This is a genomic window from Mesorhizobium sp. M0830, assembly GCF_040319965.1.
Taxonomy (GTDB): Bacteria; Pseudomonadota; Alphaproteobacteria; order Rhizobiales; family Rhizobiaceae; genus Mesorhizobium.
Genome location: NZ_JAMYOR010000011.1, coordinates 85,460 through 111,544 on the forward strand (window position 1 = coordinate 85,460; position 26,085 = coordinate 111,544).

General features: G+C 62.5%; 28 protein-coding genes, 2 tRNA genes and 1 pseudogene. 18 read left to right on the forward strand and 13 right to left on the reverse strand.

What is annotated here, in order from left to right; all coding sequences use genetic code 11:
• Nucleotides 1–354 precede the first annotated feature (354 nt).
• The gene (locus tag NKI20_RS09440) at nt 355–612 is read left to right on the forward strand and encodes a DUF680 domain-containing protein (RefSeq protein WP_352729892.1); all 258 of its coding nucleotides are present in this window, start codon (nt 355–357) and stop codon (nt 610–612) included.
• Between the two features lie 209 nt (nt 613–821).
• Here NKI20_RS09440 and NKI20_RS09445 read toward each other — a convergent pair whose 3' ends face one another.
• From NKI20_RS09445 to purM, 3 genes are read right to left on the reverse strand one after another with little or no spacing between them, the layout of a single operon-like run.
• Entirely contained in the window at nt 822–1,331 is a 510-nt protein-coding gene (locus NKI20_RS09445) for a SixA phosphatase family protein (protein ID WP_023761928.1), read from the reverse strand.
• 17 nt (nt 1,332–1,348) lie between these two features.
• A complete protein-coding gene (purN, locus tag NKI20_RS09450) occupies nt 1,349–2,062 on the reverse strand; it encodes a phosphoribosylglycinamide formyltransferase (RefSeq protein ID WP_352729894.1) in 714 nt (237 codons plus the stop codon).
• Nucleotides 2,059–3,180, reverse strand: coding sequence for a phosphoribosylformylglycinamidine cyclo-ligase (gene purM / locus NKI20_RS09455; RefSeq protein ID WP_352729896.1), 1,122 nt, complete (start codon nt 3,178–3,180; stop codon nt 2,059–2,061). Before purM ends, purN begins: the two co-directional genes overlap by 4 nt.
• Before the next feature lie 247 nt (nt 3,181–3,427).
• Between purM and NKI20_RS09460 the strand changes: the two genes are divergently transcribed.
• The 4 genes from NKI20_RS09460 (at nt 3,428) to hdaA (ending at nt 7,050) form a co-directional block, all read left to right on the forward strand.
• Nucleotides 3,428–4,417 (forward strand): methyltransferase, encoded by a 990-nt coding sequence (locus tag NKI20_RS09460; RefSeq protein ID WP_352830043.1) that lies wholly within the window; start codon nt 3,428–3,430, stop codon nt 4,415–4,417.
• Nucleotides 4,418–4,606: 189 nt separating this feature from the next.
• A complete protein-coding gene (locus tag NKI20_RS09465) occupies nt 4,607–5,164 on the forward strand; it encodes a CDP-alcohol phosphatidyltransferase family protein (RefSeq protein ID WP_352830045.1) in 558 nt (185 codons plus the stop codon).
• A complete protein-coding gene (locus NKI20_RS09470) occupies nt 5,136–6,344 on the forward strand; it encodes an AI-2E family transporter (protein WP_023761933.1) in 1,209 nt (402 codons plus the stop codon). The genes NKI20_RS09465 and NKI20_RS09470 overlap by 29 nt, the downstream gene beginning before the upstream one ends.
• A gap of 1 nt (nt 6,345) precedes the next feature.
• Entirely contained in the window at nt 6,346–7,050 is a 705-nt protein-coding gene (hdaA, locus tag NKI20_RS09475) for a DnaA regulatory inactivator HdaA (RefSeq protein ID WP_352830047.1), read from the forward strand.
• A gap of 64 nt (nt 7,051–7,114) precedes the next feature.
• On the opposite strand, the gene NKI20_RS09480 is transcribed toward hdaA, so the two are convergent.
• Both NKI20_RS09480 and NKI20_RS09485 read right to left on the reverse strand, forming a co-directional pair.
• Nucleotides 7,115–8,461: an IS5 family transposase gene (locus NKI20_RS09480; protein ID WP_352830049.1), complete on the reverse strand. Its 1,347-nt coding sequence runs from the start codon at nt 8,459–8,461 to the stop codon at nt 7,115–7,117.
• A gap of 381 nt (nt 8,462–8,842) precedes the next feature.
• Nucleotides 8,843–8,919, reverse strand: a tRNA-Pro gene (locus tag NKI20_RS09485).
• Nucleotides 8,920–9,043: 124 nt separating this feature from the next.
• Between NKI20_RS09485 and NKI20_RS09490 the strand changes: the two genes are divergently transcribed.
• The 5 genes from NKI20_RS09490 to NKI20_RS09510 all read left to right on the forward strand — a co-directional run bounded on the left by NKI20_RS09490 (nt 9,044) and on the right by NKI20_RS09510 (nt 12,342).
• On the forward strand, nt 9,044–9,349 hold the full coding sequence (locus tag NKI20_RS09490; protein ID WP_352487619.1) for an ETC complex I subunit: 306 nt from the start codon (nt 9,044–9,046) through the stop codon (nt 9,347–9,349).
• Between the two features lie 46 nt (nt 9,350–9,395).
• Nucleotides 9,396–9,472: transfer RNA gene (locus tag NKI20_RS09495), tRNA-Arg, on the forward strand.
• Between the two features lie 283 nt (nt 9,473–9,755).
• Nucleotides 9,756–9,980: a hypothetical protein gene (locus NKI20_RS09500; protein ID WP_023761937.1), complete on the forward strand. Its 225-nt coding sequence runs from the start codon at nt 9,756–9,758 to the stop codon at nt 9,978–9,980.
• A 154-nt stretch (nt 9,981–10,134) separates the two neighbouring features.
• A complete protein-coding gene (locus NKI20_RS09505) occupies nt 10,135–10,923 on the forward strand; it encodes a GGDEF domain-containing protein (RefSeq protein WP_352830052.1) in 789 nt (262 codons plus the stop codon).
• 192 nt (nt 10,924–11,115) lie between these two features.
• A complete protein-coding gene (locus NKI20_RS09510; protein WP_352830054.1) occupies nt 11,116–12,342 on the forward strand; it encodes an anion transporter in 1,227 nt (408 codons plus the stop codon).
• On the opposite strand, the gene NKI20_RS09515 is transcribed toward NKI20_RS09510, so the two are convergent.
• A complete protein-coding gene (locus NKI20_RS09515; RefSeq protein WP_502898070.1) occupies nt 12,339–12,476 on the reverse strand; it encodes a hypothetical protein in 138 nt (45 codons plus the stop codon). The genes NKI20_RS09510 and NKI20_RS09515 overlap by 4 nt on opposite strands.
• Here NKI20_RS09515 and NKI20_RS09520 point away from each other — a divergent pair.
• Nucleotides 12,459–12,755 (forward strand): annotated as a pseudogene (locus NKI20_RS09520) (enoyl-CoA hydratase); the annotation flags it as partial. The gene NKI20_RS09515 and the pseudogene NKI20_RS09520 overlap by 18 nt on opposite strands.
• Here the strand turns inward: NKI20_RS09520 and NKI20_RS09525 are convergent.
• From NKI20_RS09525 to NKI20_RS09545, 5 genes are all read right to left on the reverse strand, one after another.
• Complete coding sequence (locus NKI20_RS09525; protein WP_352830056.1) at nt 12,716–13,024, reverse strand: cupredoxin domain-containing protein; 309 nt, start codon at nt 13,022–13,024, stop codon at nt 12,716–12,718. The pseudogene NKI20_RS09520 and the gene NKI20_RS09525 overlap by 40 nt on opposite strands.
• Before the next feature lie 11 nt (nt 13,025–13,035).
• Nucleotides 13,036–13,560 (reverse strand): DUF4142 domain-containing protein, encoded by a 525-nt coding sequence (locus tag NKI20_RS09530; RefSeq protein WP_023761942.1) that lies wholly within the window; start codon nt 13,558–13,560, stop codon nt 13,036–13,038.
• A 115-nt stretch (nt 13,561–13,675) separates the two neighbouring features.
• Nucleotides 13,676–14,347 (reverse strand): RNA polymerase sigma factor, encoded by a 672-nt coding sequence (locus tag NKI20_RS09535; RefSeq protein WP_352830059.1) that lies wholly within the window; start codon nt 14,345–14,347, stop codon nt 13,676–13,678.
• A 104-nt stretch (nt 14,348–14,451) separates the two neighbouring features.
• Nucleotides 14,452–15,540 (reverse strand): HPP family protein, encoded by a 1,089-nt coding sequence (locus tag NKI20_RS09540; protein ID WP_352830061.1) that lies wholly within the window; start codon nt 15,538–15,540, stop codon nt 14,452–14,454.
• Between the two features lie 143 nt (nt 15,541–15,683).
• A complete protein-coding gene (locus tag NKI20_RS09545) occupies nt 15,684–16,868 on the reverse strand; it encodes a cystathionine beta-lyase (protein ID WP_352830063.1) in 1,185 nt (394 codons plus the stop codon).
• Between the two features lie 587 nt (nt 16,869–17,455).
• Between NKI20_RS09545 and NKI20_RS09550 the strand changes: the two genes are divergently transcribed.
• The 7 genes from NKI20_RS09550 (at nt 17,456) to NKI20_RS09580 (ending at nt 24,412) form a co-directional block, all read left to right on the forward strand.
• A complete protein-coding gene (locus NKI20_RS09550; RefSeq protein WP_023761946.1) occupies nt 17,456–18,091 on the forward strand; it encodes a DUF1326 domain-containing protein in 636 nt (211 codons plus the stop codon).
• A 9-nt stretch (nt 18,092–18,100) separates the two neighbouring features.
• Nucleotides 18,101–18,949, forward strand: coding sequence for a DUF2182 domain-containing protein (locus NKI20_RS09555; protein WP_352830065.1), 849 nt, complete (start codon nt 18,101–18,103; stop codon nt 18,947–18,949).
• A gap of 400 nt (nt 18,950–19,349) precedes the next feature.
• Nucleotides 19,350–20,378, forward strand: a complete 1,029-nt coding sequence (locus tag NKI20_RS09560; RefSeq protein WP_352599007.1) for an amino acid ABC transporter substrate-binding protein — start codon at nt 19,350–19,352, stop codon at nt 20,376–20,378.
• A gap of 63 nt (nt 20,379–20,441) precedes the next feature.
• Nucleotides 20,442–21,629: an amino acid ABC transporter permease gene (locus NKI20_RS09565; RefSeq protein WP_352599005.1), complete on the forward strand. Its 1,188-nt coding sequence runs from the start codon at nt 20,442–20,444 to the stop codon at nt 21,627–21,629.
• 9 nt (nt 21,630–21,638) lie between these two features.
• Complete coding sequence (locus NKI20_RS09570; protein ID WP_352599003.1) at nt 21,639–22,796, forward strand: amino acid ABC transporter permease; 1,158 nt, start codon at nt 21,639–21,641, stop codon at nt 22,794–22,796.
• A gap of 78 nt (nt 22,797–22,874) precedes the next feature.
• On the forward strand, nt 22,875–23,624 hold the full coding sequence (locus NKI20_RS09575; RefSeq protein WP_031260969.1) for an amino acid ABC transporter ATP-binding protein: 750 nt from the start codon (nt 22,875–22,877) through the stop codon (nt 23,622–23,624).
• 119 nt (nt 23,625–23,743) lie between these two features.
• Nucleotides 23,744–24,412, forward strand: coding sequence for a TIGR02117 family protein (locus NKI20_RS09580; protein ID WP_352830106.1), 669 nt, complete (start codon nt 23,744–23,746; stop codon nt 24,410–24,412).
• Between the two features lie 118 nt (nt 24,413–24,530).
• Here NKI20_RS09580 and NKI20_RS09585 read toward each other — a convergent pair whose 3' ends face one another.
• On the reverse strand, nt 24,531–25,772 hold the full coding sequence (locus NKI20_RS09585; protein WP_352830067.1) for an FAD-dependent monooxygenase: 1,242 nt from the start codon (nt 25,770–25,772) through the stop codon (nt 24,531–24,533).
• 19 nt (nt 25,773–25,791) lie between these two features.
• On the reverse strand, nt 25,792–26,037 hold the full coding sequence (locus NKI20_RS09590) for a zinc-finger domain-containing protein (RefSeq protein ID WP_023761953.1): 246 nt from the start codon (nt 26,035–26,037) through the stop codon (nt 25,792–25,794).
• Nucleotides 26,038–26,085 lie beyond the last annotated feature (48 nt).

A 26,085-nucleotide genomic window follows, 5' to 3' on the forward strand; every position in this document is an offset into this window, starting at 1 on the left:
GGAACCCTTTCGGCGCTCAGAAGAGAACGCTGGAACCAGTCGATCCAGACAAATCGAACCGATCGGTTCGTTTTCCGTTGACGGACCGTGCAGCCCTTGGTGAACGACCGGCTCGCTGCACGGTCGCGCCTGCGGTGGTGACGTCTGTTAACAACTTGATTTTGAACGATAAAATTATGATTGCCAAGGCCATTTGTCGAGTTTCAAGGACCGAAATCTCACAATCTTTGGAACATCTTCGTGATTGGAATCCGCGGCAGGGCAAACCCATCTCGGGGAGGTCCGAGCGACGCGAAATTCCTCCCAAGGGCACGCATTAGACGGACAGAACAGAGAACCATTGGAGTAAATAAAATGACCAAGATCGCACTCACTGCCGCAGCCATCCTTGTGGCCACGAGCACTGCTTTTGCCGGCAGCGACAATTACGGATCTTACAACGCCAACCAGCCGGTTCCCAACCAGTCGACTTCGAGCCAGTCGATTTCGGGCCAGTCGACTTTCAACATCGACACCACGCGCACCGGCTCGATCCTGAAGCCCTCGAAGGCACAGGGCGACGCCAACGCCAAGGTGCCGGCTGAGTCTGGCCGGGGCATCTGGGGCCGCTAATCCAGGCAAGTCTTGACTACCAAGTCTTGACTACAAAGAGCGGTGGGCTTGGCCCGCCGCTCTTGTTTTTTGCGCAGAGTAGCACCAGCCGGGGGCGCTGGCCCAAGCGGCCAATCTTCGCTGTCGGCAACAAACAGTTCTCGGCCAAAAATAAAATTGGATTGGCTGGGGTCCGCTGCATGGCAGGCTCGGTCTGCCGCGCCTGGATTCTAGCCCAGATCCTTCGGCCGCAGACAATGTGTCAGCCGGGCGCAAGACAAGGCCGACCAGTCGCCCTCGAAAACGAAGCGCACGAGGGCCGCTGTCGGGAATTTTTCCTCGAGCTTCTTGCGCGCCTTGGCCTCCGATCCTGGCCCGGCAAGCTGGTTGGCCAGATCTTCCAGACCCGGATTGTGTCCCACCACGAGCAAGCTGCCGTCCGACGGATCGACCTGACGAATCTGGCTTAGAATATCCGCCGCTGAAGCGTCGTAGAGCGCCTTGGCGAATGCGACCTTGGGATGCGCAGGCAGTTCCGCCGCCACCAGCCGCCAGGTGTCGCGGGTGCGCAATGCCGGCGACACCAGCGCCAGTTCCGGCAGCCAGTCGCGCGCCGCAAGCTCACGCCCCATCAAATGTGCTGCCTTCAATCCGCGATCGGTGAGTGGACGGTCGAAATCATCGAGTGCCGGATCGTCCCAGCTCGATTTGGCGTGGCGAAGCAGGAGAAGCTGTTTCATCGCCACGCTCTCGATACTCACGGCGTGATGCGCGCCAGATGCTCGAGGTCGGCTTCCTCGCGCAGCGGGTCGGGGGCCATCACCACCGAGGTGCTGTTGTCGGCATCGTCGGCAAAATGGGCAAGCACGGTGCGGCCGGCCTCCATGCGCGCCTTGCCCTCGGCGACCAGCCCCAGCGCCAGCGGATAGAGCCGATGCTCCGTCTTCAGTACGCGGGCAGCCAGTGTATCCGCGGTGTCGCCGATCATCACCGGCACGGCCGCCTGGGCGATGATCGGGCCGTCATCCATCTCGGAGGTGACGAAATGCACGGTGCAGCCATGGATGCGTATGCCGGCGGCGAGTGCACGCGCATGAGTATCGAGCCCCTTGAAAGCAGGCAGCAGGGCAGGGTGGATGTTGATCATGCGGCCCTGCCATTTCTGGACGAAGCCGGGGGTGAGGATGCGCATGTAGCCGGCCAGCGCCACGATCTCGGCGTTGAATGCCGCGAGCGCTGCGTCGATGGCGGCGTCATGAGCCTGCTTGCTGCCGTGATCGGCGCGCGGAATGACCTGCGTGGCGATGCCGCGCGCCCTGGCGATGCCGAGGCCGGCAGCGTCGGCCTTGTCGGAAATGACGCCGACGATCTCGGCCGGGAAGGCCGGGTCGCTGGCTGCCGCGATCAGCGCGGTCATGTTGGAGCCGCGTCCCGAGATCAGGACAACGGTGCGTTTCTTCTGCGCGCTCATAGGCCGATCGAGCCCCGATAGATGACGCCGGCATCTCGGCGCGGCACGATGCGGCCGATCGGCGTCACCGTCTCGCCGGCCTCCTGCAGCACGGCGGCAACCTGCGCCGCCTGGCCGGACGCGACCGCCAAAATCATGCCGATGCCGCAATTGAAGGTGCGCATCATCTCTTCCGGCGCCACGCCGCCGGTCTTGGCCAGCCACGAGAACACTGAAGGGACATCGATCGCCTCGAGGTCGAGCTCGGCCGAAAAATCCTTGGGCAGCACGCGCGGAATGTTTTCCGGGAAGCCGCCGCCGGTGATGTGAGCGAGCGCCTTGATACCATGCGTGTTGCGGATAGCCTTGAGGATAGACTTGACGTAGATGCGGGTCGGCTCAAGCAGCGCCTCGGCAAGCGTGGCCTCGTCGTTGAATGGCGCCGGATCGCCCCACGCCAGGCCGCTGACGGCGACGATGCGGCGCACCAGAGAATATCCGTTCGAATGCAGGCCCGAGGAAGCGAGGCCCAGCAGCACGTCGCCTTCGACGATGTCGTCGGTGGGCAAGAGCTGGCCGCGTTCTGCCGCGCCCACTGCAAAGCCGGCAAGGTCGTAGTCGTTGCCGTGGTACATGCCGGGCATCTCGGCCGTCTCGCCGCCGATCAGCGCGCAGCCGGCCTGGCGGCAGCCCTCGGCAATGCCGCCGACGATCGCGGCACCCTGGTCGGGATCGAGCTTGCCGGTGGCGAAATAGTCGAGGAAGAACAGCGGCTCGGCACCCTGCACGACGATGTCGTTGACGCACATGGCGACGAGATCGATACCGATCGTATCGTGCTTGCCGGCATCGATGGCGATCTTGAGCTTGGTGCCGACGCCGTCATTGGCGGCCACCAGCACCGGATCGATAAAGCCGGCGGCCTTGAGGTCGAACAGGCCGCCAAAACCGCCGATCTCGCCATCGGCGCCCGGCCGGCGCGTCGCCCGCACCAGCGGCTTGATCTTCTCGACCATGAGATTGCCCGCGTCGATATCGACGCCGGCCTCTGCATAGGTGAGCCCGTTGGTGAGCCCGTTCCTGCGCTTGCTCGTTTTGGGCTGGCCCGTTTTGGGCTGGCTTGTGTCGCGCTTGCTCATCGCAATTTTCCTGCTCGTTTGCGGGCTCTTCGCATGAACGGCTGCGCCTCGCAAGGATGACGACGGAATGGTTGGCTTTTGCCCCCGATAAAAGCGAGGCGATGGCGCCTTGTGCAAAATCTCCTCCGCCCTCGTTTCTCATCGGAGGCAAAACCTCGCGTCTCCATTTCGCCTCACCCCTTTGCATCCTTGTAAGTAGTTGTTGTTGGTGCTCTGTTGCCAGTCATCAGGCATCGGGGAACAGGCCATGCTCAATCCTTCGCAACAGATCATGAGGCTAGGCCTCGGATTCGCCGTGTCACAGGCGCTGCGCGTCATTATCGAACTCGGCATCCCCGATCTCCTGGCTGCCAGCGAGCGGTCGGTAGATGAACTGGCGGCTGCCACTCAATCGGATGCTGACTCGCTTTATCGTGTAATGCGACTTCTCGCGCCTGAAGGGGTGTTTAGCGAAGTGCTGCCCCGTCATTTCGAGTTGACGGAGGTTGGTGCGGTGCTGCGCTCCGATCGGCCGGGTCCCCGTGACTTCATCCGTATGATCAACAGCGAAGCCTATCTTGCCTTCGAACAGCTCCTGCATTCTGTTCGCACCGGAAAGCCGGCCTTCGACAAGGTTTTCGGGAGCCCAAGGTTTGACTGGCTGTCGGAACATCCGGAGCAGGCTGCCTTGTTTCAGCGTGCCATGGTCGCCTTGAGCCAAGGCAGTAACGAGGCCGTTGCCGAAGCCTATGATTTCAAGCCGTTCACGCGGATCGTCGACGTTGGCGGCGGACATGGCCAGCTTCTCTCGGCGATCCTGGCGCGCAACCCTCACCTGGACGGCGTGCTTTTCGATTTGCCTTCGGGCGTCGCGGCAGCGCGCCAGGGTGCCGGAGGCGACCTGCCGCGCACCGAATTTGTCGCCGGTAATTTCTTTGAAAGTGTTTCCACCGGTGACGTCTACATCATCAAGAAGGTCGTTCACGATTGGGATGATGGGCGTGCCGCGGAGATCCTGCGAAATTGCCGCAAGGCAATGCTGCCGAACGGGAAGGTGCTTGTGGCCGAGACGCTCGTGCCGCCAGGCGACGAACCGAACCAGATCAAGGGTATCGACGTGGTCATGCTCGCCGTCACTGGCGGCCTGGAGAGAACGCGGACCCAATATGCAAGCTTGTTCGACGCCGCCGGGCTACGCCTTGAACGAGTGATCCAGACCCGAGGACCCATTTCCATCCTCGAGGCGTCTGCGGTCTGATCAAGCAAAGTGTCGCCGCACCTTTTCCGTGAAGGTTAGGGACATCGCATACGCGAGACTGTCGAGATGGCCGACCGGCAGGGCGCAGGGGTGGTTCACACACAGACCTTTGCCATGTCTGGCGCGCTGCTCCCTTGCGATCCTCCTCCGTCTCCATCATGTATCAGAAGCAAACCCGGCAGGCACGCTTTGACCATCCCCAATCTGATCACCATCCTGCGCTTTGTTCTGGTGCCGGCGGTGGTGCTGGCAATGCTGCAGGCAAGCTGGGACTGGGCCTTTGCCGGGTTTCTCGTTGCCGGCATTTCCGATGGCGTCGACGGTTTTATCGCCCGCCGGTTCGACCAGCAGTCGAGGCTCGGCGCCTATCTCGACCCGATGGCCGACAAGTTGCTGCTGGTTTCGGTCTTCGTCGTCATGGGCTTTATCGGGCAATTGCCGCTATGGCTGGTCATCACCATGGTGTCGCGCGATGCGTTGATCGTCTGCGCGGTCCTATTGTCCTCCGTCATGGCTCACCCGGTCGAGATGAAGCCGCTTTTCGTGTCGAAGGCCAACACCGCCATCCAGATCGTGCTCGCCTCGGTGGTGCTCGGCGAACTTGCCCTGTCGGTTCACCTCGACCCGCTAAGGCCAGTCCTCATATTGCTGTCCGGGGTCTTGACCGTGGCTTCGGCCGCGGCCTATCTCGTGGCTTGGCTGAGGCATATGAGCGGCTATGGCGAAGGCTCCAAACCGGACACCTGACCAGGAATCAATCGAAGCGGCCGCCGAGGCCGCGGCGGCAGGCGAAACTGCGTCTCTGGCGTTTCGCCGCCAGATCCGCTTCTGGCTGATCAGCGCCGTCCTGCTGGCAGTGTTCCTCTACGTCTTCTCAGGCATCCTTTTGCCGTTCGTCGCCGGCATGGTCCTGGCCTACTTCCTCGATCCGGTCGCTGACCGGCTGCAGCGGCTCGGCCTGTCCCGCTTCATGGCGACGGTAGTCATCCTCATCGCCTTCCTCATCGTGCTGGTGCTGGCCTTCGTCATCCTTATTCCGGTGCTGGCGACGCAGATGGCCGATTTCGCCGGCAAATTGCCGGAATACCTGACCCGGCTGCAGAGCCTGATCACGTCTTTCGATCCGAAATGGCTGGAACAGAAATTCGGTGTCAACGCCAATGGCCTGCGCGACGGGTTGAATTCGCTGCTGACCTCCGGCTTCGGCCTGCTCACCACGGTCTTCACCTCGATATGGAGTTCCGGCGTGGCGCTGGTTTCGGTGGTCAGCCTGTTCGTGGTGACGCCGGTGGTCGCCTTCTACATGCTGCTCGACTGGGACCGCATGGTGGCGGTCATCGACAGCTGGGTGCCGCGCGACAATGTCGCGACGGTGCGCGCCATCGCCAAGGACATCAACACCGCCACCGCCGGCTTCGTGCGCGGCCAGGGCACGCTGTGCCTGGTGCTGGGCGCCATGTATGCCACCGGGCTGACGCTGACCGGGCTGAATTTCGGCATTCTCATCGGCCTGTTCGCCGGGCTGATCTCCTTCATTCCCTATGTCGGTTCGCTCACCGGACTGGTGCTCGCCGTCGGCGTAGCCTTCGTCCAGTTCTGGCCGGACTGGACGATGATCGTCGCCGTCGCGGTGGTGTTCTTCATCGGCCAGTTCATCGAAGGCAACATCCTGCAGCCGCGACTGGTCGGCAAAAGCGTCGGCCTCCATCCGGTGTGGTTGATGTTTTCGCTGTTTGCGTTCGGCGCGCTGTTCGGCTTCGTCGGCTTGTTGATCGCGGTGCCGGCTTCTGCTGCCGTTGCCGTGCTGGTGCGGTTTGCCATCGCCCGCTATCTCGAATCGCCGCTTTACAAGGGCCACGGCGCGGCGCCTGTGCCGCAGCTTCCGGAAGATCGCGGCGGCGGCCACCGCACGCAACCGCGTCGCTGAAGTGACTGCCCCGCCAACCGACCCGCCGCGCCAGTTGCCGCTCGATCTCGGCCATGGCACCGGCTATACACGCGACGAGCTCGTCGTCTCCGGCACCAACAACCAGGCTGTAGGTTTGGTCGATCGCTGGCCGGACTGGCCTTCGCAGGTTGTGGTGCTGGCCGGTCCCGCCGGTTCGGGCAAGACACATCTGGCCTCCATATGGCGCAAACGTGCCGACGCGGTGGCGGTCGACGCCAAGCGTATCGGTGACAGCATCGACAATCTCGGCGCCCGCGCGGCACTGATCGACGACGTCGATAAAGGAGCGATTGATGAACAAGGCTTGTTCCATCTGATCAACGCGGTGCGCGGTGCCGGTTCGACACTGCTCCTGACGGCGCGCCGCTTTCCGTCGGCCTGGGGTGTCAGGCTGCCTGACCTTTCCTCACGGTTGAAGGCGGCGGCGACGGTCGAGATCCATGAGCCCGACGATCTCTTGCTCGCCGGCGTCATCACCAAGCTGTTCGCCGACCGCCAGGTCGAAGTCGAACCGCATGTAGTGCAATATCTGGTGCGCCGAATCGAGCGCTCGCTGGCGACAGCGATGCGCGTGGTGGAAAGGCTGGACCGCACCGCGCTCGAGCGCAAGACGCCGATCACGCGCACGCTCGCCGCAGAAACCGTCAGTGCCATGGATGAAGGGCAGGGCGAGTTCGAGATTTAGGCTTTTGGCAGGCTGATCTCACAGCATAGGCAAAGTAGGCCGTCGACCGTGAACAATCCGGCCCCTAAGCGGCGACCGGCTTGGGCCGGAGTTGGAAGAGAGCGATCAAGAGCGACAAAAAAACCTTCAGCCACCTGAGCAGGAGAGAGAAGTTGTAGCCGGCGGCGGCCAGGATGGCGTTGACGGCGTCGCCGTGCTGACCGGCGAGGTAGTTGCGGCCCATGCGGTGCTCGGCCTTGATGTGGCCGATCACCGGTTCGACCGCCGACCGCCGCCGCATCTGGCGTTTGATGGCCGGGGTGACGCGGCGTTTCTGGCCGCTGGTGAAGACCCTGAACCTGTGGCTCTGGGGTGCGTTGTGGCCGCGATAGCCGGCGTCGGCGAGGATGCGGCCGATCTGGTTGCCGATGGTCTCTTCCATGTCGGGGATGACGCTTGCCAGCGTATGGCCGTCATAGGGATTGCCAGGCAGTGCTTTTGCATGCAGGGCGAATTGGCCGCCCTTGGAGCGCTTCAGCGTGGTGGCCACCGACACCTTCACTCCGAACTCGTAGGGCATGTGCGCCTTGCCCTTGCCGATGCATTCCACCTCGTGCGCGTGCAGGCTGTAGATCTTGCGGCCGCGCTGGCGCTGACGCTGCTCGAGAACGGTGGCGGCCTGGTAGAGCGGCCATTTGAAGAGCGCGTCCAGCCTCGCATCGCCGGCGACCTGGCGACCGATGTCGCGAATGGTCCGGCCGAGGTAGGTCTTAAGCCTGCGCATCGCCTTGTTGGCCCGCTTGAACTGCTTGGCGTGGGCATAGCGCTGGTGCTTGATCAGCGCCAGCTTGCCGACCCGCACATAGCTCTGGCGCAAATTGAGCCCCGTCCTCTTGGCCAGCCGCACCAGCCGCTCGCGCGCCCGGTGGATGAGCTTGGCGTCGGTCGGGAACATCACGTTCTTCGGCTGCACGGTGGTGTCGACGATCACCTGGCGCGTGTCGGACGGCTTCATCGCCCCGGTCTTGACCGCGAGGCTGAGGCTTTCCTGCAACAGCGCCATGATCCGCTCCTCGCCCATGCGGCTGCGCCAGCGCGTCATCGACGAGCGATCGAACGGCAGCGCGTGGCAGAAGAATTCCTCGCCGCAAAGATACTGGAAGTAGGGGTTCTCCACCCAGCGCTCGCACAGCACCTCATCCGACAGGTTGAAAGTGTGCTTGAGGATGGCCAGCCCCGCCATCAGCCGGGTCGGCAGCGGCGGCATGCCGGGGCCGTCCGAATAGACGGCGCCGAAACGCTCCTCCAGCACCGGCCAGTCGATCGCCTGCGCCAGCCGCACCAGCTCGTGCTTCATATTGATGATCTGATCGAGCCTGGAGCGGAACAGATCCTGCTTTCCCGTCTCGCGCTTCTCGCGTGGCCTGGACATCCGCGGTCCCCTCGATTCGCCGCCGCCGAACCCAGTGAATCACGCTCCGCAGCACAAGGGAATCGCAAAACGAATTGCAGGAAAACAGCCCCCATAAACCGCTAATCCTGCAATCCAAAAGTCGCTATCCGCCTCAATCAACATGCTAGATCAACGGCTTGCGGATAGTTCACGGTCGACTAGGCCGGTCCAAACAGCGACACCCAAGCATCGATCCCAAGCATCTGAAATTCCCTGTTTGCCGAAGTTCGATCGGGCAATGGCACCCGCATTGCTGCCCTCAGACTTGCACCGGCAAGCTGTTGCGACAAGGCCGACTGCCGGAGTCGGCGCAGGGCGAACACGCATTTGCGCGCGGGGCATTTGCAATTTTTCAGGGAGTGGTCGGAGTGGAGAGATTCGAACTCCCGACCCTCTGGTCCCAAACCAGATGCGCTACCAGGCTGCGCTACACTCCGAACGGTCTGTTGCCTATTCATTTCAGTGGAGCATGGCAAGTGCAAAAACCTTGCCGCCATGCGCATTGCGCAGTAATGACGGTCGAAGGGCGGCGATGCTGCCTTGCACAATAACGAGGTGGCCATGTCCGCGCGCATTTTCAGCCCTGCCAAAACCGCGATGCAGTCCGGCACGGCCAAGACCGGCTACTGGGTGCTGGAATTCGACCCCGAGACGCGCAAGAAGATCGACCCGCTGATGGGCTATACGACGTCGCGAGACATGAGAAGCCAGATCAGACTCACCTTCGATACACGCGAAGAGGCGGTGGCTTATGCCGAAAAGGAAGGGCTCGCTTACCGCGTCGAGGAGCCGAAAGAGACCAAGCGCCGCCAGATTTCCTATGCGGAGAATTTCCGCTATGACCGCAGGACGCCCTGGACGCATTGAACGGCAGCCAGGGTCAAGTATCCAGCCGGCCCAACGGCCGGCCAGCGGTCCCGTAGCTCAGCTGGATAGAGCACCGGCCTTCTAAGCCGATGGTCACAGGTTCGAATCCTGTCGGGATCGCCAATAATTTCAAAGACTTGTGGCGGTGGCCTGATCTATGCCGCAAGTCCCGGCATCCAGCGACTGCCAGCGCCGCAACTCCATGCAGCAGGGAGGCTAGTCTGGACCTGCCGCCGACTGGGCGCGGCGATGCGGAATTATTTCGTGATCTGGCAGGGTTGGAACCTTAGCTCCCATAACGCGTTCGGGGCCTTGTATTCGCGGTGCCTCATAAAAAGGCAATGTGCGGGCCGGCGAATGGGCTGGGGGCAAAACAAGCGCGGGTTGGGGTAGGAGAATCCAGGTTATGTCGAAACGTGAAATTGGAACGTCCCCTTCGTTGGGGCGGCGTATCGCTGAACTTAAGGCGAGAATGCGGGATGCGGAAATTTCCGACCATGAGATGAAAACGTTTCACAAGGTCGCCGCCATCATGGGGCCTGGCGACGGCTCCCTACGGCTGGATGCCGACGATCTAATCGCGGCATCCTTCGTCCTCGAGACGCTGGGCGAACAGGCCTCCAACCGCTGACATTTCCCTGCACCAGCCCGAAATTCTTATCGTGAGAGCGAGCACGGCCGCCGTCGGCGGCCGTTGCCGCCCCGGGATTGAATTGGAGGGAAAGTCTTATCAATTTGTTTGCGTTGGTCGGTCATAGTCGCGTCGACTAACGGAGTTGAACGCGATGAGGATCGATCTGTCGCCGACGAGTTGGGGCAGGGTGATCGCTGTGACCACGGCCGGTACGGCATTCTTCATTGCCGTGGCGTTCTTCGTCGATTCCTTTAATTTCCCCTATCTGTCGCGCGAAGCCGTGTGGCGGGCACAGATGACGGACCTGCTGCTGCCTTTGGCGCTGGGCGGATCCTTCCTGTTTTTCCTCATGTGGAAGATACGCCAGCTGGCTATCGCGCAGCGCGACCTGAGCGTCATTGCCGCGACCGACAGCCTGACGGCGGTGTTGAACCGTGGTGCCTTCTCGATGCTGGTCGAGGCCTATTTGGAGCAGACCCGCAAGGAGGAGCAGACCCGTTCGGGGGCACTGCTGATCATCGACGCCGACCATTTCAAGTTGATCAACGATCGCCTGGGCCACGACTGCGGCGATCAGGCGCTCAAGCTGATAGCGCAGGCGATCAAGGGGCAATTGCGTGGCGGCGATATTGTCGGCCGCATCGGCGGCGAAGAATTCGGCGTGTTTCTTCCCGGCGTGGATCCCTCGCAATCCTGGATGGTTGCCGAAAGCATCCGCCGACGTATCAGGGAGATGGACTTTTCGCCCGGCGGCAGACCTTGCCCGCTTTCCGTCAGCATCGGCGGCGCGAGTTTTACCGGCCCGATCACCTATGAGGAAATTTTCTCCGCCGCCGACAGAAGGCTTTACACGGCCAAGTCGAACGGGCGCGATCAGGTCAGCTTCGATCCGGCGGGGGCCGCCCCGGTGCCTCAACCCAGCGTCACCACCGTGCATTGAGATTAGCCCGATCATGGGTGGTCATCGCAACCTAGAAACCGTCGCGTCCTGTCACAATTGTGCACAAGAACCTCGGACACCCCACTGATTTGTGAAGGCTTCGACGTAGACGGCGCTTTCGCTTTGCCGACATCGCGCTAAAGTGTCCGCAGCCCTGCCGGGGCTGGACGAATCGAGCAGGGCCTCCTTCGCATGACATTGATGAGCGCGGCGGCTCTGCTGATCCTTGTCCTGACTTACGCCGGTGTCGCCATTGGCCGCTTCCCTGGCCTGCGCCTCGACCGTGCGGGGATCGCGCTGCTCGGCGGGGCCGCGATGATCGCCATCGGCGCGCTCAGCATGGAGGACGCCTACCGGGCGATCAATTTCGACACCATCACGCTTCTGCTCGGCATGATGATCGTGGTCGCGCATCTGAAGGTGTCAGGCGCCTTTCGCGGTCTTGGCGCCATCGCCATCGAGCATGCGCATGCGCCCTTCATGCTTTTGGTGATGGTGACGCTGCTGACCGGCGTGCTGTCGGCCTTCCTGGTCAACGACGCCATCTGCCTCGTCATGGCGCCGATCGTCGTCCACGTCACCCGCATCATCAAGCGCAACCCGATCCCCTATCTGATCGCCACCGCCACCGCGTCGAATTGCGGCAGCGTCGCCACCATCACCGGCAATCCGCAAAACATGGTCATCGGCGCGCTGTCGGGCATTTCCTATCCGGCCTTTTCGGCAGCACTCGCTCCGGTCGCGTTGTTCGGCCTCGTCGCGGTGGTCGTCATCGTCCGCGTCGTCTACCGGGCCGAATTCGCACGCACGGTCCAACTGACGCCCGAGGTCTCGCGCGGCCGCATGCATAAGGGGCAGGTGCTGAAGGCGGTGGTGGTCTGCATCGGACTGGCAATTGCCTTCTTCGCCGGCGTGCCCGTCGCCAAGGCAGCCCTCATCGGCGGCGCGATCCTCTTGCTCACCCGTGCCATCAAGCCGGAACGCATCTACCGCGAGATCGACGGTCCGCTGCTGTTCATGTTCGCCGGCCTGTTCATTGTCGTCGCCGGCGCCGAAAAGACGCTGCTGACATCAGACATGATCGCCTCGGCAAAGAACCTTGGGCTGGACGATGTCTGGCGCCTGTCCGGTTTCACCGCAGTGCTCTCCAACATCATGAGCAATGTCCCGGCCGTGCTGGCGCTGCGGCCTTTCATACCCGGCCTCGAAAATCCCGAGCGCGCCTGGCTGGTCGTCGCCATGAGCTCGACGCTGGCCGGCAATTTCACGCTGCTGGGCTCGGTCGCCAACCTTATCGTCGCCGAACAGGCACGGGCCGCCGGCACGCCGCTGTCGTTCGGCGCCTTCTTCAAGATCGGCTTGCCATTGACGTTGATAACGCTTGGTATGGGCACGGCATGGCTGGCGTTTGGGTTCTAAACCTGGCTGCCTGAAATCCGCGCCCGCACAAGCGTCGCTGCGGCGCGGCCGGCCGCCTCGATATAATCGGGGTTGCGGTGGATCAGCATGATCGAAAACGAGCCGTCGATCAGGAGCACGACCTCGCATGCCAAGGCTTGCGGCACTCCGAACCGGCGATCGCCAGCATCCTAACGGCGGTGGCGCGCGGCCTCGACCAGAGCATCGCCGACAGCCTGCTGGTCGAGGCCGAGCAGTTCGCCCGCATGGCCTCGACCGCCGATTTACGCGAAGGGCTCGATGCCTGGATCAAGCGGCGCGCGCCGAGCTATGACGGCTCATGGACGCATGTCGCGCGCCCCGACGAGGCCAGGCGGACCTTGTTGGCGCAGGATCAGGGCGCCACCACCAAGCGGCCTTTCATGTTGGGGTGAAAGCGGCAGAAATAGTCGACCGATCCCGCCGCCTTCAATGTCAGGCTCGCGGATTTCTTCGGCGGGATCATCACCTCCCAGCCGTCTTTCACCGTGGCTGTGTGGGCGAACATATCCTTGTTCACCCACTCGATCGTGTCGCCGATCTTCGCCTCGACGGTGGCCGGCGAGAACACCAGTTTGTCGATGGTGACCCGGATGGTTTCCGCTTGCGCCGGAATGATACCGACGGCCAGCATCAACGCAATCCACGGAGGGCGTTTCGGCATGCACCCGGCCCTTACTTCAGCATGCCTGCGACGTGTTCGGCATGCTGCTCATGGCCCTGGAAAATCTTCAGCCCGGTTTCCAGCAGGCTCTTCAATTCGGCATTCTGCGCCGACGGGATGAGCAGCGTTTCAAGAGCGCCGTCGACCTGCTTGTGATAGGCCACCTCATTGTCGACATAAGCCTTGTCGAAGGCCGCGCCCTTGAGCTTGGCGAGTTTCGCCCGCTCCTCCTCCGCCGCTTTGGTCAACGCCTTGCTGGTAGCGTTGTTTTCCGGCGTGACCTTGAGTTTCTTGACCAGATCGAGCGCCTGCACGTTCACCGCCTCATGGTCGCGGATCATGTCCTTGGCGAAGTCCACGACTTCCTTGTTCTTGGATTTCTTGATCGCCTGCTTGGCGGCCTCCACATCGAGCACGCCGGCGGTGTAGGCGATATGGGCGATCTGCGGGTCGGTCGGCTTGTCGGCGGCTTGCGCAAATGGGGCAGTGCCAAGCAGCAGCAGGGCGGCCAGCGCAGCGGTATATCGGATTAGCATGGTATCTCCTTCGCCCGGACGCAGGGGTCGCGCCGGACAGTGTTTTTCGGTTGACGATCATTGGATGCGGGACGGCGGCAAACGTTCCCGTCAAAATAAACTGAATCCGCCGGGGTCAGCTCTCCAGCCCGAGCCGCCGCATGACCGCGCTGGTAAGCCTTTCGCAACGCCGGCCGGCGAAGGGGAAGGCATCGAGCAGCACCGGCCCGATCTGGTCGTCCAGCGCCTTGCGCACCAGGGCACGGGCGCGGTGCAGCCTTGTCTTGACGGTTTGCGGCCGCACGCCGAGCAGATCGGCGGTCTCTTCGATGCTCAGCCCCTCGATCACACGTGCCACGAACACAGTCCGGTAGACATCGGGAAGGCTGTCGGTGGCCTGTTCGACCAGTTGGAGGATCTGCCGTTGCGCCATCGTCCGTTCCGGATCGTCGCTGGGGTTGAGGGGGAACCGGATGATCTCGGCTTGCGGGTTTTCCGGCATTGCTACCGTTCGGCGCCTCTTGCGCAGACGGCCGAGCGCCTCGTTGATGACGATGCGCGACAGCCATGTGGCCAGCGAAGAGTCGCCGCGAAAGGCATCGAGATGGGCGAACGCCCTGACATAGGCCTCCTGCACGATGTCCTCGGCCTCGCTGTCATTGCGCACGACGCCACGCGCGATCCTGTAGAGCCGTTGATTGTGCGTCTTGATGATGGTGCGGAAGGCATCGCCCTCGCGCGCCAGGGCGCGTCGCACGAGTTGCACGTCGCCTGATGCAGAAGACACGGCCGTCAAAACAGCAGGCATGGCCAGTTTCCTCAACCCGATCTCTGGACCGGAACCTCGATTGAGAGATTGGACGCTGTTGCCGGCAAAAGGTTCCCGACTATCTTTCTCCGGGTCCGGTGGGGTTAAGCTACCGCATCCAATGAAGGCTTGTCAGCAGCCTGCAGGCGCGCCGTTGCCGCCAGGAGATCGGTCTGGGTGATCAGCCCAAGAATCCGCTCGTCGTCGTCGACGATGATCACCGCGTGGCTGCGGCCGTCGGTGAGCACCGGCAGCAGGCCCATGGCGGCGAAATCGGCGCCGGCGGTCGCGGCGGGCGATATCACGGATGCAATCGAACCGCAGGCCTGGGTCAGTTCCCGCAATCCCACGGTGCCCGCCAGCCTTGCCTCCGCGTTGACGACCGGCAAGGTGCGGATGTTGTGGTCAAGCAGCAATTGGCGCGCCGCCTCGGCTGAGGTGTGTGCGTCGACCGAAATCACATCGCGCGACATGATGTCCTCGCACAGAACGGTCTTGTGCGCGCGCACCATCGCCTGCAATTCGACTTGCCGCAGCAGCCGGTCGAGATCGTTGCGATCGATATCGAACGTCTCGTCGAGTGCGCCAAGCGCGGCATCGATGTCTTCGGACCGAAAGCCGACGCGCGATTGTGCCGGCGGATCGCCGGTGCCGTGGCTGTTCGTCGGTGCTGCAACCGGCACATGCGGATAATTGCGCCGGGCCAGTCTGTGGAAGCCGTAGCCGAGCGCCACCAGCAGGATCGAGTTCAACGCCACCGGCACAAACGGAAACAGGAAGCCGGCGCTGAGGACGGCCGGCCCTCCCAGCACCGCGGTCAGGGCGGCCGCTCCGCCCGGCGGATGCAGACAACGCGTGAACGACATGGCGGCGATGGCCAGTGCCACCGCGATGCCGGTGGCAAGGGCGGTTTCGTGGATGAAATGCGCCACGATCACGCCGACCAGTGCCGATATCGTGTTGCCGCCGATGATCGACCATGGCTGCGCCAGCGGGCTGGCGGGCACGGCGAACAGGAGCACGGCTGACGCTCCCATCGGCGCCACCAGCAGCGGCACGTGCGGACCGTTGCCGAGCACTAGGCTGGCGATGACACCGGTGAGCGCAATGCCGACCGTCGCGCCGATACAGGCGACGAGGCGTTCGCGCAGCGTCGCGCCGGCAAGAATGGGAACAAAGAGGCGGAACGCCATGACGTCGAAAACTCTGCCGTATTCCAGGGGAAGTAGAAATCGTGCTGATCGCAACGCAATGGCGCGATCTCATGGGATTTGAAAGCCAAATCGATCCGCGAAGTTGCGTTTTGTGGGAATAGAATTCCGTGACTTCTGATCGTTCAGGCTGTCGCCGCGGCGGTCAGGCCGCGCGAAATGTCGGCTTTCAAGTCGTCGACATCCTCGAGGCCGATCTGCAGGCGGATCAACGGGCCTTCATAGGGCGCTTTCGCGACAACGCGGTCGCCGAGCCAGACCGGCACCGCGAGGCTCTCATAGCCGCCCCAGGAATAACCGAGGCCAAAGATCCGCAGCGCGTCGAGAAAGGCGTGCTGCTGCTTTTGGCCGCCGCCGGCAAGCACGATGGAAAAGATGCCGCTGGAGCCGGAGAAGTCGCGCTTCCACAAAGCGTGGTCCGGGTGGCTGGGAAGGGCAGGGTGGAGCACGCGCGCCACGCCTTCCTGGCCTTCGAGCCAGGAGGCGATGGCGAGTGTGCTGCGCTGATGGTGCTCCAGACGCACGCCCATGGTGCGCAGGCCGCGCAGCACCTGGTAGACATCGTCGGGCCCGGCGCAGCAGCCAAGCGTGCAGAAGCTCTCATAAAGATGCTTCCAGCAGCTCTCTTTGGCCGACACCGTGCCAAGCAGCACGTCGGAATGGCCGGCCGGGTACTTCGTCGCTGCATGGATCGAAATGTCGACGCCATGGTCGAGCGGACGGAAATACAGCGGCGTCGCCCAGGTGTTGTCCATCATGACGATAGCGCCTGCGGCGTGCGCCGCCTTGACGATGGCCGGGATGTCCTGCACCTCGAACGTGTTGGACGCTGGCGATTCCGTGAACACCACCTTGGTGTTGGGCTTGATCAACGCCGCGATGCCGGCGCCGACTTCGGGGGCATAGTACTCGACCTCGACGCCCAGCCGCTTCAGCATCGTGTCGGCGAAGTTGCGGGTCGGGTGATAGACGCTATCGACGATCAGCAGATGGTCGCCAGCCGACACGAAGGCGAGCAGCGGCACGGTTACCGCCGCAAGGCCCGACGGCACCACGATCGTGCCGGCCGAGCCTTCCAGCGCGTCTATGGCGTGGGCAAGGGCATCTGTCGTCGGCGTGCCGCGCGTGCCGTAGGTGTATTTCTGGCTGCGTGCCGCCATCGACGCCGCGTCTCGATAGAGCACGGTCGAGGCATGCACCACCGGCGGATTGACGAAGCCGAAATAGTCATGCGGATTGTTGCCTGAATGGGCAAGCCGCGTGTTGATGCCCATCTCGCCGCTAACGTGCCCGCTGCCGTCTTTCGCCATTCTGCGTCGCCTTGTTTGACAAGCCGCTAGCCATAGTGCGGCGTCATGGACCGTGCAACAGCCACCGGCCGCCAGGGGATGGACTTCGAATATGCCAATTCGTCGCGGCAAAAGATGCGCCGCGACCCGGCGGTGCGTTGCCGCTAGATGCGCCGTTCTCCGCCGACAGGGCTACGAACTCGGGCCAACGGGTTCCTTCGCCGGCGCGTTGGCTGACAGAGCATCAAACGAAAAACCCGCCTGCGCGGCGGGTCACTGGCGCAAATCGGCACCATAGATAAACATATACCATAGCTGAGGTCACGGAATCAAGAAAAAATTCCTATCGTGAAAAGTTGCCGACACAAAACGTGCCGACACCGCCCAACTGGCTGTCGTCAGGTCTTTTGCTAACCTGAGTTCGGAGCCCTATCTCCGCCGATCGGCCTATTGTGGGCGGCTGCCAAAGATATATAATTGTCTGCTAATATTAATCGCCGGATTGCTTCGATCAGATGCTGCCGGATGGTTGTTGCCGGTTGGACTTCTGGTCCTCCACGATCCGGATCGCGCTCATGAAGCGTGAGCGCGGCAAGGGGAGGAATGCCATGCCCGACGTCAAATGGACCATGAAGGCGCGCGAGTTCATCAACTGCAATTGCGCTTATGGCTGCCCGTGCCAGTTCAACGCCATGCCGACATACGGTTTCTGCGAGGCCGTTGCTGGCATGGAAATCGAGAGCGGCCATCACGGCGACACCAAGCTCGACGGATTGCGGTTCGTCGGGATTTTCCGCTGGCCCGGCGCCATACACCAGGGCAGGGGCGAAGCCGCGGTGGTTATCGACGAGAGGGCAACTGAAGCCCAGCGCGGAGCGCTGCTTCGCATATTGGGCGGTATGGACACCGAACCGGGTGCGACGATATTCCAGGTCTTTTCGACCACGCTGGAAAAATTCCACGATCCGATCTTCGCCCCGATCGATTTCAACGTCGACGTCGAGGCGCGAACCGGGCGGTTGCACGTCAAGGGTGTGACCGATGGCCATGGCGAGCCGATCAAGAATCCGGTCACCGGCGCGGAACACCGGGCGCGCATCGACCTGCCGCACGGTTTCGAATACGCGATCGCCGAAGTCGGGCGTGGCTGGACCAAGACGACGGGCCCGATCAAGTTCGAACTGGCCGATTCGCACAGCCATTTCGCCAATCTGCATCTCACGCAGAGCGGCATCGTGCATTGAGCTGATCCGATGACCGACACGGCCCTTGAGGCGGTGCTGCGGCGCGACCGCGCGGTCGTGACGGCCGCGCTCGTCGTGATTGCCGTGCTTGCCTGGGCCTACGTGCTGTGGCTCGCCGCCCACATGGTCATGCCCGGCTCCCCATTGCCGGACGGTGCAGGCAGTGACATCGCCGGAGTGGACATGTCGAACATGGGCGGCATGGGCGCCACCGTGGCGCCCGGTTTCCGGGCCTGGGCACTGGCGGATTTCGCTTTCATCTTCACAATGTGGGCGGTGATGATGGTCGGCATGATGACGCCTTCGGTCGCGCCAATGCTGCTGCTCTATGCCGGCGTCGCTCGCAAGGCTCGGGCGGACGGCCGGCCCATCGCTTCGACGGGGTGGTTTTTTGCCGGCTACCTCTCCGTCTGGGTCGTGTTCAGCATTGTGGCGACCGGCGCGCAATGGCTGCTCGCCCGTTTTGCCCTGCTCGATCCGTCGATGGCGACCGACAGCGCGATCCTCGGTGGCTTCGTCCTGATCGCCGCTGGCCTCTATCAATGGACAGCGATGAAGGGCGTCTGCCTGCGTCAATGTCAGGCGCCGATCGCGTTCCTGGCCAGCCATTGCGGGTTCCGCTCCGCTCCGCTCGGCGCGCTTCAGCTCGGCGTCGATCATGGCGCCTATTGTCTGGGTTGCTGCTGGGCGCTGATGGCTCTGCTGTTCGTCGGCGGCGTCATGAACGTGCTGTGGATCGCCGGCATCGCCATCCTTGTCTTGCTGGAGAAAACGGTCCCGACCGGCCAGTTGATTCCGCGCGTTTCCGGCGCGTCGATGGCTGCTATCGGAACCTGGCTCGTTTTTCGGGCGCTTTGAAACGGTCTTGTCTCAAGGCTGTGTTGGCTGGCGACCGCCCAGTATGTGTTGGATACCGTTGCGCCGAGTCAGTAACGCCTAGGTATTGCCTGGGATGAATTGCGGCTGCCGCGGCCTGCATTTGCGTTGCATGAGCTTTGCCGGCTTGTTTGCGCTGCTGACTAATTCGCGGGCGCGTTGTCTGCAATTCAGGCATTTGCGGCAATCGGTTTCAAACTCTTTCGGTTTAGGTCATTTCCCTTGACCTCACAGGAATTATCGCCTTCGATGACATTCGTGAATGGGAGGTGGCGCGTCGGTTACGATGCGGGGTGCCGGGAATGGGCCGGAACGGGAACAGCATTCACACGGGAAAAAAGTCAGGGTTTGCCCTGAAAACAGAGAAAAGGGTCTGTGGGTCATGAAACATATTGCTATCGGCATTCTTGGCGCCGCCACGCTTGGGTTGATGGCGTCGGCGGCGTCGGCGGCCACGCTCGACACCGTCAAGGCGAAGGGTTTCATCCAGTGCGGCGTCTCGACAGGCCTGGCCGGCTTCTCGGCGCCGGACGACAAGGGTGACTGGCAAGGCATCGATGCGGATTTCTGCCGCGCTGTCGCGGCCGCCGTGTTTGGTGACGGCACCAAGGTCAAGTTCACGCCGCTCAGCGCCAAGGAGCGTTTTACAGCGCTGCAGTCAGGCGAGGTCGACATCCTGTCGCGCAACACCACCTGGACCATCAATCGCGACACGGCACTTGGCCTGAATTTCGTCGGTACCACCTACTATGACGGCCAGGGCTTCATGATCAACGCCAAGAAACTGCCCGGCGTCAATTCCGCGCTGCAGCTTTCAGGCGCCGCCGTCTGCGTGCAGAGCGGCACCACCACCGAGCTCAATCTGGCCGACTATTTCAAGGCCAACAAGATGGAGTACAGTCCGGTCGTCTTCGAAAAGCTGGAAGAGGTCAACGCCGCCTATAACGCCGGCCGTTGCGACGTCTACACCACCGACCAGTCGGGCCTCTACGGCATCCGCCTGACGCTGGACTCGCCGGCCGACCACGTCGTGCTGCCCGAGATCATCTCCAAGGAGCCGCTCGGACCGGCCGTGCGCCAGGGTGACGACCAGTGGTACCACATCGTCAAGTGGACCTATTTCGCTCTGTTGCAGGCGGAAGAGCTTGGCATCACCAAGGCCAATGTCGACGAAATGAAGAACTCGCCCAGCCCGGAGATCAAGCGCGTGCTTGGCCAGGAAGCCGATACCAAGATCGGTACCGATCTCGGCGTCTCCAACGACTGGGTCGTCAACATCGTCAAGGCCGTGGGCAATTATGGCGAAATGTTCGACCGCAATGTCGGTTCGGGCAGCCCGCTGAAGATCGCCCGCGGCATCAACGCACTGTGGACCAAGGGCGGCCTGCAGTACTCTCCGCCGATCCGCTGATCGAAATGTGATCCGGGAGGCAGGTCGTCTGCTTCCCGGTTTCTCTTTCCAGGGGACGGTCGAATGGCATCGCAGGAAGTTCTTCGCGAGGAGCCCAGCCGAGGTTCCTTCATCAACGATCCAAGGGTCCGGGGCATATTCTTCCAGGCGGTGGTCGTCGTTGTGTTGGTGGCTGGCGTCTGGTGGATTGCCCATAACGTCATCGACAACCTGACCCGGCTGCGCATCGCGTCGGGCTTCGGCTTCCTCAAGGGCCGCGCCGGCTTCGACATCAGCGAGAGCGCCATCGCCTATTCATCGGATTCGACCTATGGCCGCGCCATCCTGGTCGGTTTCCTCAACACCGTGATCGTCGCCGTCGTCGGCATCATCACCGCGACAATCATCGGCTTCATTGTCGGCATCGGCCGGCTTTCGCAAAACTGGCTGATCAGGAAGATCTGCACGGTCTATGTGGAGGTGTTCCGCAACATCCCGCCGCTGCTGGTCATCTTCTTCTGGTATTCCGGCGTGCTTGCCGTGCTGCCGCCGCCGCGCGAGAGCATCAATTTGCCGTTCGGCTCCTTCCTCAACCAGCGCGGCTTCTACTTTCCGCGCGCCGTGTGGGGCGACGGCTCCTGGCTTATCTTCGTCGCTCTGCTTGTCGGCATCGCCATGGCGTGGTTCGTCGCGCGCAAGGCGCGGCAACGGCAGATGGCGACCGGCCAGCAATTTCCGGTGTTTTGGACGTCCGCCGCGGTGATCGTCGGGCTGCCTCTGCTCGCCTATGCGCTGAGCGGCTTCCCCTTGAGTTTCGATTACCCCAAGCAATCGACCTTCAACCTGACCGGCGGCTTCCAGGTCAGGCCGGAGTTCCTGTCGCTGTATCTGGCGCTGTCCTGCTATACCGCCGCCTTCATTGCCGAGATCGTACGCGCCGGCATCAGGGGCGTCAGCAAGGGCCAGACGGAAGCTGCCGGCGCGTTGGGGTTGCGGCCCGGATCGATCCTGCGGCTGGTCGTCGTGCCGCAAGCCATGCGCATCGTCATTCCGCCGCTGACCAGCCAGTATCTCAACCTGACCAAGAACTCGTCGCTGGCTATCGCCATCGGCTATCCGGACCTGACCGCCACCGCCGGCACGGTGCTGAACCAAACCGGCCAGGCCGTCGAGGGCGTGGTGATCATGATGGTGATCTATCTGGCCATCAGCCTTCTGACCTCGCTTGTGATGAACTGGTTCAACGCCAAGATGGCGCTGGTGGAGAGGTGAGGTAAGGACATGCAGGAACATGACATGTCCTGGGTGCGCACCGAAATGGCGCTGGCTGAGCCAGCACCTGCCGGCGTTGCGGGTTTCCAAGCGTGGGTGCGCAAGAACCTGATCGCTTCTACCGGCGACACCATCATGACCATCGCCGGCATCGCCCTTGTGGTGATGATCCTGCCGCAAATCATCAATTGGGCGTTCATCAATGCTGTGTGGACCGGGCCGGACCGGACCGCATGCGCCACCGTGGCGCAAGGCGGCGTCCAGCCGGAGGGCTGGACTGGCGCCTGCTGGGCTTTCGTCAATGCCAAATTCGGACAGTTCATGGTCGGGCGTTATCCGATCGAGGAGCGCTGGCGGCCGATTCTGGTCGCTATCCTGTTCGTGGCGCTGCTGGTGCCGATGCTCATCCCGAAGGTGCCGCGTAAAGGCCTGAATGCCATTCTGCTGTTCTTTGCACTGCCGATCGTCGCCTTTATCCTGCTGGTCGGCGGCATGTTCGGCCTGCCGCATGTCGAAACCTCGCTGTGGGGCGGGCTGCTGGTGACGCTCAGCCTGTCCTTCGTCGGTATTGCAGTTTCGCTGCCGCTTGGCATCGTGCTGGCGCTCGGCCGTCGGTCCAAGATGCCGATCATCAAGACGCTGTGCGTCATCTTCATCGAGACGGTGCGCGGCATCCCGCTGATCACAGTGCTGTTCTTCGCCAGCGTCATGCTGCCGCTGTTCCTGCCGGAGGGCGTCTCGTTCGACAAATTCCTGCGCGCTTTGATCGGCGTGTCGCTGTTTGCCGCCGCCTATATGGCCGAAGTGGTGCGCGGCGGACTGCAGGCAATCCCCAAGGGCCAGTATGAAGGTGCGGATTCGCTCGGCCTCGGCTATTGGCAAAAGATGTATTTGATCGTCATGCCACAGGCACTGAAACTGGTCATCCCGGGCATCGTCAACACCTTTATCGGCATGTTCAAGGACACCAGCCTGGTCATCATCATCTCGATGTTCGACCTGCTCGGCATTGTGAAGCAGAACTTCTCCGACCCGAACTGGGCAACGGCGCAGACGGCCAGGTCCGGCCTGATCTTCGCCGCCTTCATCTTCTGGCTGTTCTGCTTCGGCATGTCGCGCTATTCAATGTTCACAGAACGTCGGCTCGACACCGGCCACAAACGCTAAACAAAAGAACAAAGGGAACCCGTCATGGCCACCGAAAATGCCGTCAGCGCGGAAGAGATCAAGGTCAACGCCGCCAAGATGCAGATTTCGACCACCGATGTCGCCATAGACATCATCGCCATGCACAAATGGTATGGCGAATTCCATGTGCTGAAGGACATCAATCTGAAAGTGATGCGCGGCGAGCGTATCGTCATCTGTGGCCCTTCGGGCTCCGGCAAATCGACGATGATCCGCTGCATCAACCGTTTGGAAGAGCACCAGAAGGGCAAGATCATCGTCGACGGCAAGGAACTGACCAACGATCTCAAGAAGATCGACGAGGTCCGCCGAGAGGTTGGCATGGTGTTCCAGCACTTCAACCTGTTCCCGCATCTGACTATCCTCGAGAACTGCACGCTGGCGCCGATCTGGGTGCGCAAGACGCCGAAGAAACAGGCCGAGGAAATCGCCATGCATTTCCTCAAGCGCGTCAAGATCCCCGAACAGGCCCACAAATATCCCGGCCAGCTGTCCGGCGGCCAGCAGCAGCGCGTGGCCATCGCCCGCTCGCTGTGCATGAACCCCCGCATCATGCTGTTCGATGAGCCAACCTCGGCGCTCGATCCGGAAATGATCAAGGAAGTGCTGGAGACCATGGTTGGCCTTGCCGAAGAAGGCATGACCATGCTGTGCGTCACCCACGAAATGGGCTTTGCCCGCAAGGTCGCCAACCGCGTGATCTTCATGGACCAGGGCCAGATCGTCGAGCAGAACACGCCGGCCGAGTTCTTCGACCACCCGCGCCACGAGCGCACGAAGCTGTTCCTGTCACAGATACTGCACTGATCGTTTTTCCACGGACGCAAGAAGCCCGGCCGAAACCTTGGCCGGGCTCTTTTTCGTATGGATCGCCAGGAGGTGGGGCAGATGTGTTGCGCAGGAGCGCCATCGCAGGGCTGCCGTCGATGAAGCGGCTCCGGCGATTTCTCGGCCTGGTGGTTGCGGTGGTGACGCTGACGGCTGCGCTGGGTGCGTTGGTGCCGCGGCCGCTGTTGCGGTCGGCCGCCGCGGCGGCACCCGCCGCCACCCACCGCATCCTGGTGTTGAAGAACCCGATCCACACCGACATCGCCATTCCGATCGACGATGCCGTGCGCCAGCGCTTCCACTTCCTGGTCGACGCCGGCATACCCGCCGATAGCCCGGAGGTGCGCTACATCGTCTTCGGCTGGGGTGGCCGCGCCTTCTATCTGGAGACGCCGACATGGTCTGAGTTGAAGGCGGTGCCGGTGATAAAGGCACTGACCGTCGATGCATCGGTCATGCATGTCGAGGTCGCCGGCGACATCATCAAAAGTCCCGACATTGCCGGCTTCGATATCGGCGAGAAGCGCTTCACGGCGCTGCTCGATTTCATCGACGCGAGTTTTGAACGGGGTCCGACGGGTCCGATCCTTGTGCCGGATGCGGCCAATTCCAGGTTCGACGGCTTCTACGAAGCCAATGGCTATTTCAACGCATTGGTCGGCTGCAACATCTGGACGGCGGCTGCCTTGCGCGCCGCCGGCCTGCGCACCGGCTGGTGGAACCCGCTGCCCGTATCGCTTGGCCTGTCGATGCGGCTTTACAATTAGCGTGGGCATTCCGCGAATTGGCAAGCGTCGCGTTCCTTCACACCCCCCTCTGTACAGCCGGACATATCCGGCAGGACAGAGGGGGGTGCTGTCCCACCAACCGATTGTGCTTGTACGCTCAGCGTCGAATGATCTTCTGAGCCCGCCACCCATAGAGCCAGTCCAAATCCGCCGCGAGTTTTTCCGACGAGCGGATTTTCAGGAACACATTGCGCGCGATCGCCACTGGGCCCGCGGCATGCCAGGCAAGGCGGTTGATGGCGCCGCGGCGTGCGACCCTGGCGACGCGCGGCCGCCGCAGGTTCTCCCAGATTTGTAGGCTTTGTGCCGGATCGGCAGGGGAGTCGGCAATGATACCGGCAAGCGTCGCCGCATCCTCTATCGCCATGGCCGCGCCTTGCGCCGCGAACGGCGTCATCGCATGTGCGGCGTCGCCGATCAGTGCGATGCCGTCCGGCATTGTCCAGGGTCGCTTCTGGTCGACCGTATGGAGCGGCCAGGTCAGCCACGGGCCAGCCCCTTCCACCAGTCTTGCAAGGCCCGGCGCGGTGCCGCGCACTGCGCCGGCGAGGATGCCGGGATCGGCATGGCCGGACCAGCCTTCGGCGATGCGTTCGCCCTTGGTGAAGGCGACGAGATTGAAGGCGTCACCCCCGCTGACGGGATAGGCGACCATATGGAAGCCCGGGTGCAGGAAGGTGGTGACGCAGTCCGAGGCGCCGATCGCCGCGAACGCCTGCCCTGCGGCACTCTGCGCGGCAATGGTCGTGCGCCAGGCCAGTTCGCCGGAAAAGCGACTTCTTGGCGAGGCAGCACCCTTGGCCGAATCGACAAGCCCGCGCACCGAGGACCAGACGCCATCGGCGCCGATCAGCAGGAGCCCCCCGGCCGCGATGGATCTGCCATCGATCTCGACCGTCGCGGTGATGCCATGGGTTCCGGTGGCAATGCCTTGGAGGCGGGCGCCAGTGACGATCTTGATGTCGTCGATCTCGCCGGCACGCGCCATCAGTGCACTCTGCAGATCAGCCCTGTGGGCGACGAGATAGGGCACCTGCCAGCGCGTCTCGGCGACTTGCCCCAACGGCACGCGTGCCAGTTCGCGCAGCGTCGCTGCGTCCTTCAAGACCACGGCTTCCGGCCGCACCGCTGCCGGCAGCAGCCGGTCGAGCACACCAAGCTGGCCGAGGATGCGCGTCGCGTTGGGAGAAAGCTGGAGGCCGGCGCCTACCGCTTCCAGGCGCTGCGCCTGTTCGAACACCTGCACGGAATAGCCGTGTTTGGCGAAAGCAAGCGCTGCGGTCAGCCCGGCGACGCCCGCCCCGGCGATGAGAATTTGCCGGGAACGCATGTCGTTCATCGAGCTTGTCGCGAAAGAATCAGGCAGCCTGGTCGATATAGATGCAGCCGGCCGGCAGCGTTTCCGTCGCCTTCAGCTTGGGCGAATAGCGGTACAGCGTCGAGCAATAGGGGCAGACTTTTTCATTGTCGTCGCCCATGTCGAGAAACACATGCGGGTGATCGAAAGGCGGGTTGGCGCCCGTGCACATGAATTCCTTGACGCCGATGTCGATAGCCGGGTAGCCCGCATCGTTCTGGAAATGGGGAATGGAACCGCCTGCCATCGTCGTCTCCTTAACGCAGTCTCTTCTGCATCTGGATCATAACAGGCG

What these genes read in the sequence shown, in the direction of transcription:
- NKI20_RS09540 (WP_352830061.1), bottom strand. Translation starts at nt 15,540, where the DNA reads ATGGCGTTCCGCCTCTTTGTTCCCATTCTTGCCGGCGCGACGCTGCGC.
- NKI20_RS09470 (WP_023761933.1), top strand. Translation starts at nt 5,136, where the DNA reads ATGGCGAAGGCTCCAAACCGGACACCTGACCAGGAATCAATCGAAGCG.
- NKI20_RS09570 (WP_352599003.1), top strand. Translation starts at nt 21,639, where the DNA reads ATGCAGGAACATGACATGTCCTGGGTGCGCACCGAAATGGCGCTGGCT.
- NKI20_RS09505 (WP_352830052.1), top strand. Translation starts at nt 10,135, where the DNA reads ATGAGGATCGATCTGTCGCCGACGAGTTGGGGCAGGGTGATCGCTGTG.
- NKI20_RS09460 (WP_352830043.1), top strand. Translation starts at nt 3,428, where the DNA reads ATGCTCAATCCTTCGCAACAGATCATGAGGCTAGGCCTCGGATTCGCC.
- NKI20_RS09500 (WP_023761937.1), top strand. Translation starts at nt 9,756, where the DNA reads ATGTCGAAACGTGAAATTGGAACGTCCCCTTCGTTGGGGCGGCGTATC.
- NKI20_RS09565 (WP_352599005.1), top strand. Translation starts at nt 20,442, where the DNA reads ATGGCATCGCAGGAAGTTCTTCGCGAGGAGCCCAGCCGAGGTTCCTTC.
- NKI20_RS09535 (WP_352830059.1), bottom strand. Translation starts at nt 14,347, where the DNA reads ATGCCTGCTGTTTTGACGGCCGTGTCTTCTGCATCAGGCGACGTGCAA.
- NKI20_RS09580 (WP_352830106.1), top strand. Translation starts at nt 23,744, where the DNA reads ATGAAGCGGCTCCGGCGATTTCTCGGCCTGGTGGTTGCGGTGGTGACG.
- NKI20_RS09575 (WP_031260969.1), top strand. Translation starts at nt 22,875, where the DNA reads ATGCAGATTTCGACCACCGATGTCGCCATAGACATCATCGCCATGCAC.
- NKI20_RS09560 (WP_352599007.1), top strand. Translation starts at nt 19,350, where the DNA reads ATGAAACATATTGCTATCGGCATTCTTGGCGCCGCCACGCTTGGGTTG.
- NKI20_RS09440 (WP_352729892.1), top strand. Translation starts at nt 355, where the DNA reads ATGACCAAGATCGCACTCACTGCCGCAGCCATCCTTGTGGCCACGAGC.
- purN (WP_352729894.1), bottom strand. Translation starts at nt 2,062, where the DNA reads ATGAGCGCGCAGAAGAAACGCACCGTTGTCCTGATCTCGGGACGCGGC.
- NKI20_RS09480 (WP_352830049.1), bottom strand. Translation starts at nt 8,461, where the DNA reads ATGTCCAGGCCACGCGAGAAGCGCGAGACGGGAAAGCAGGATCTGTTC.
- NKI20_RS09550 (WP_023761946.1), top strand. Translation starts at nt 17,456, where the DNA reads ATGCCCGACGTCAAATGGACCATGAAGGCGCGCGAGTTCATCAACTGC.
- NKI20_RS09510 (WP_352830054.1), top strand. Translation starts at nt 11,116, where the DNA reads ATGACATTGATGAGCGCGGCGGCTCTGCTGATCCTTGTCCTGACTTAC.
- NKI20_RS09525 (WP_352830056.1), bottom strand. Translation starts at nt 13,024, where the DNA reads ATGCCGAAACGCCCTCCGTGGATTGCGTTGATGCTGGCCGTCGGTATC.
- NKI20_RS09590 (WP_023761953.1), bottom strand. Translation starts at nt 26,037, where the DNA reads ATGGCAGGCGGTTCCATTCCCCATTTCCAGAACGATGCGGGCTACCCG.
- NKI20_RS09555 (WP_352830065.1), top strand. Translation starts at nt 18,101, where the DNA reads ATGACCGACACGGCCCTTGAGGCGGTGCTGCGGCGCGACCGCGCGGTC.
- NKI20_RS09545 (WP_352830063.1), bottom strand. Translation starts at nt 16,868, where the DNA reads ATGGCGAAAGACGGCAGCGGGCACGTTAGCGGCGAGATGGGCATCAAC.
- NKI20_RS09490 (WP_352487619.1), top strand. Translation starts at nt 9,044, where the DNA reads ATGTCCGCGCGCATTTTCAGCCCTGCCAAAACCGCGATGCAGTCCGGC.
- NKI20_RS09585 (WP_352830067.1), bottom strand. Translation starts at nt 25,772, where the DNA reads ATGAACGACATGCGTTCCCGGCAAATTCTCATCGCCGGGGCGGGCGTC.
- purM (WP_352729896.1), bottom strand. Translation starts at nt 3,180, where the DNA reads ATGAGCAAGCGCGACACAAGCCAGCCCAAAACGGGCCAGCCCAAAACG.
- NKI20_RS09445 (WP_023761928.1), bottom strand. Translation starts at nt 1,331, where the DNA reads ATGAAACAGCTTCTCCTGCTTCGCCACGCCAAATCGAGCTGGGACGAT.
- NKI20_RS09530 (WP_023761942.1), bottom strand. Translation starts at nt 13,560, where the DNA reads ATGCTAATCCGATATACCGCTGCGCTGGCCGCCCTGCTGCTGCTTGGC.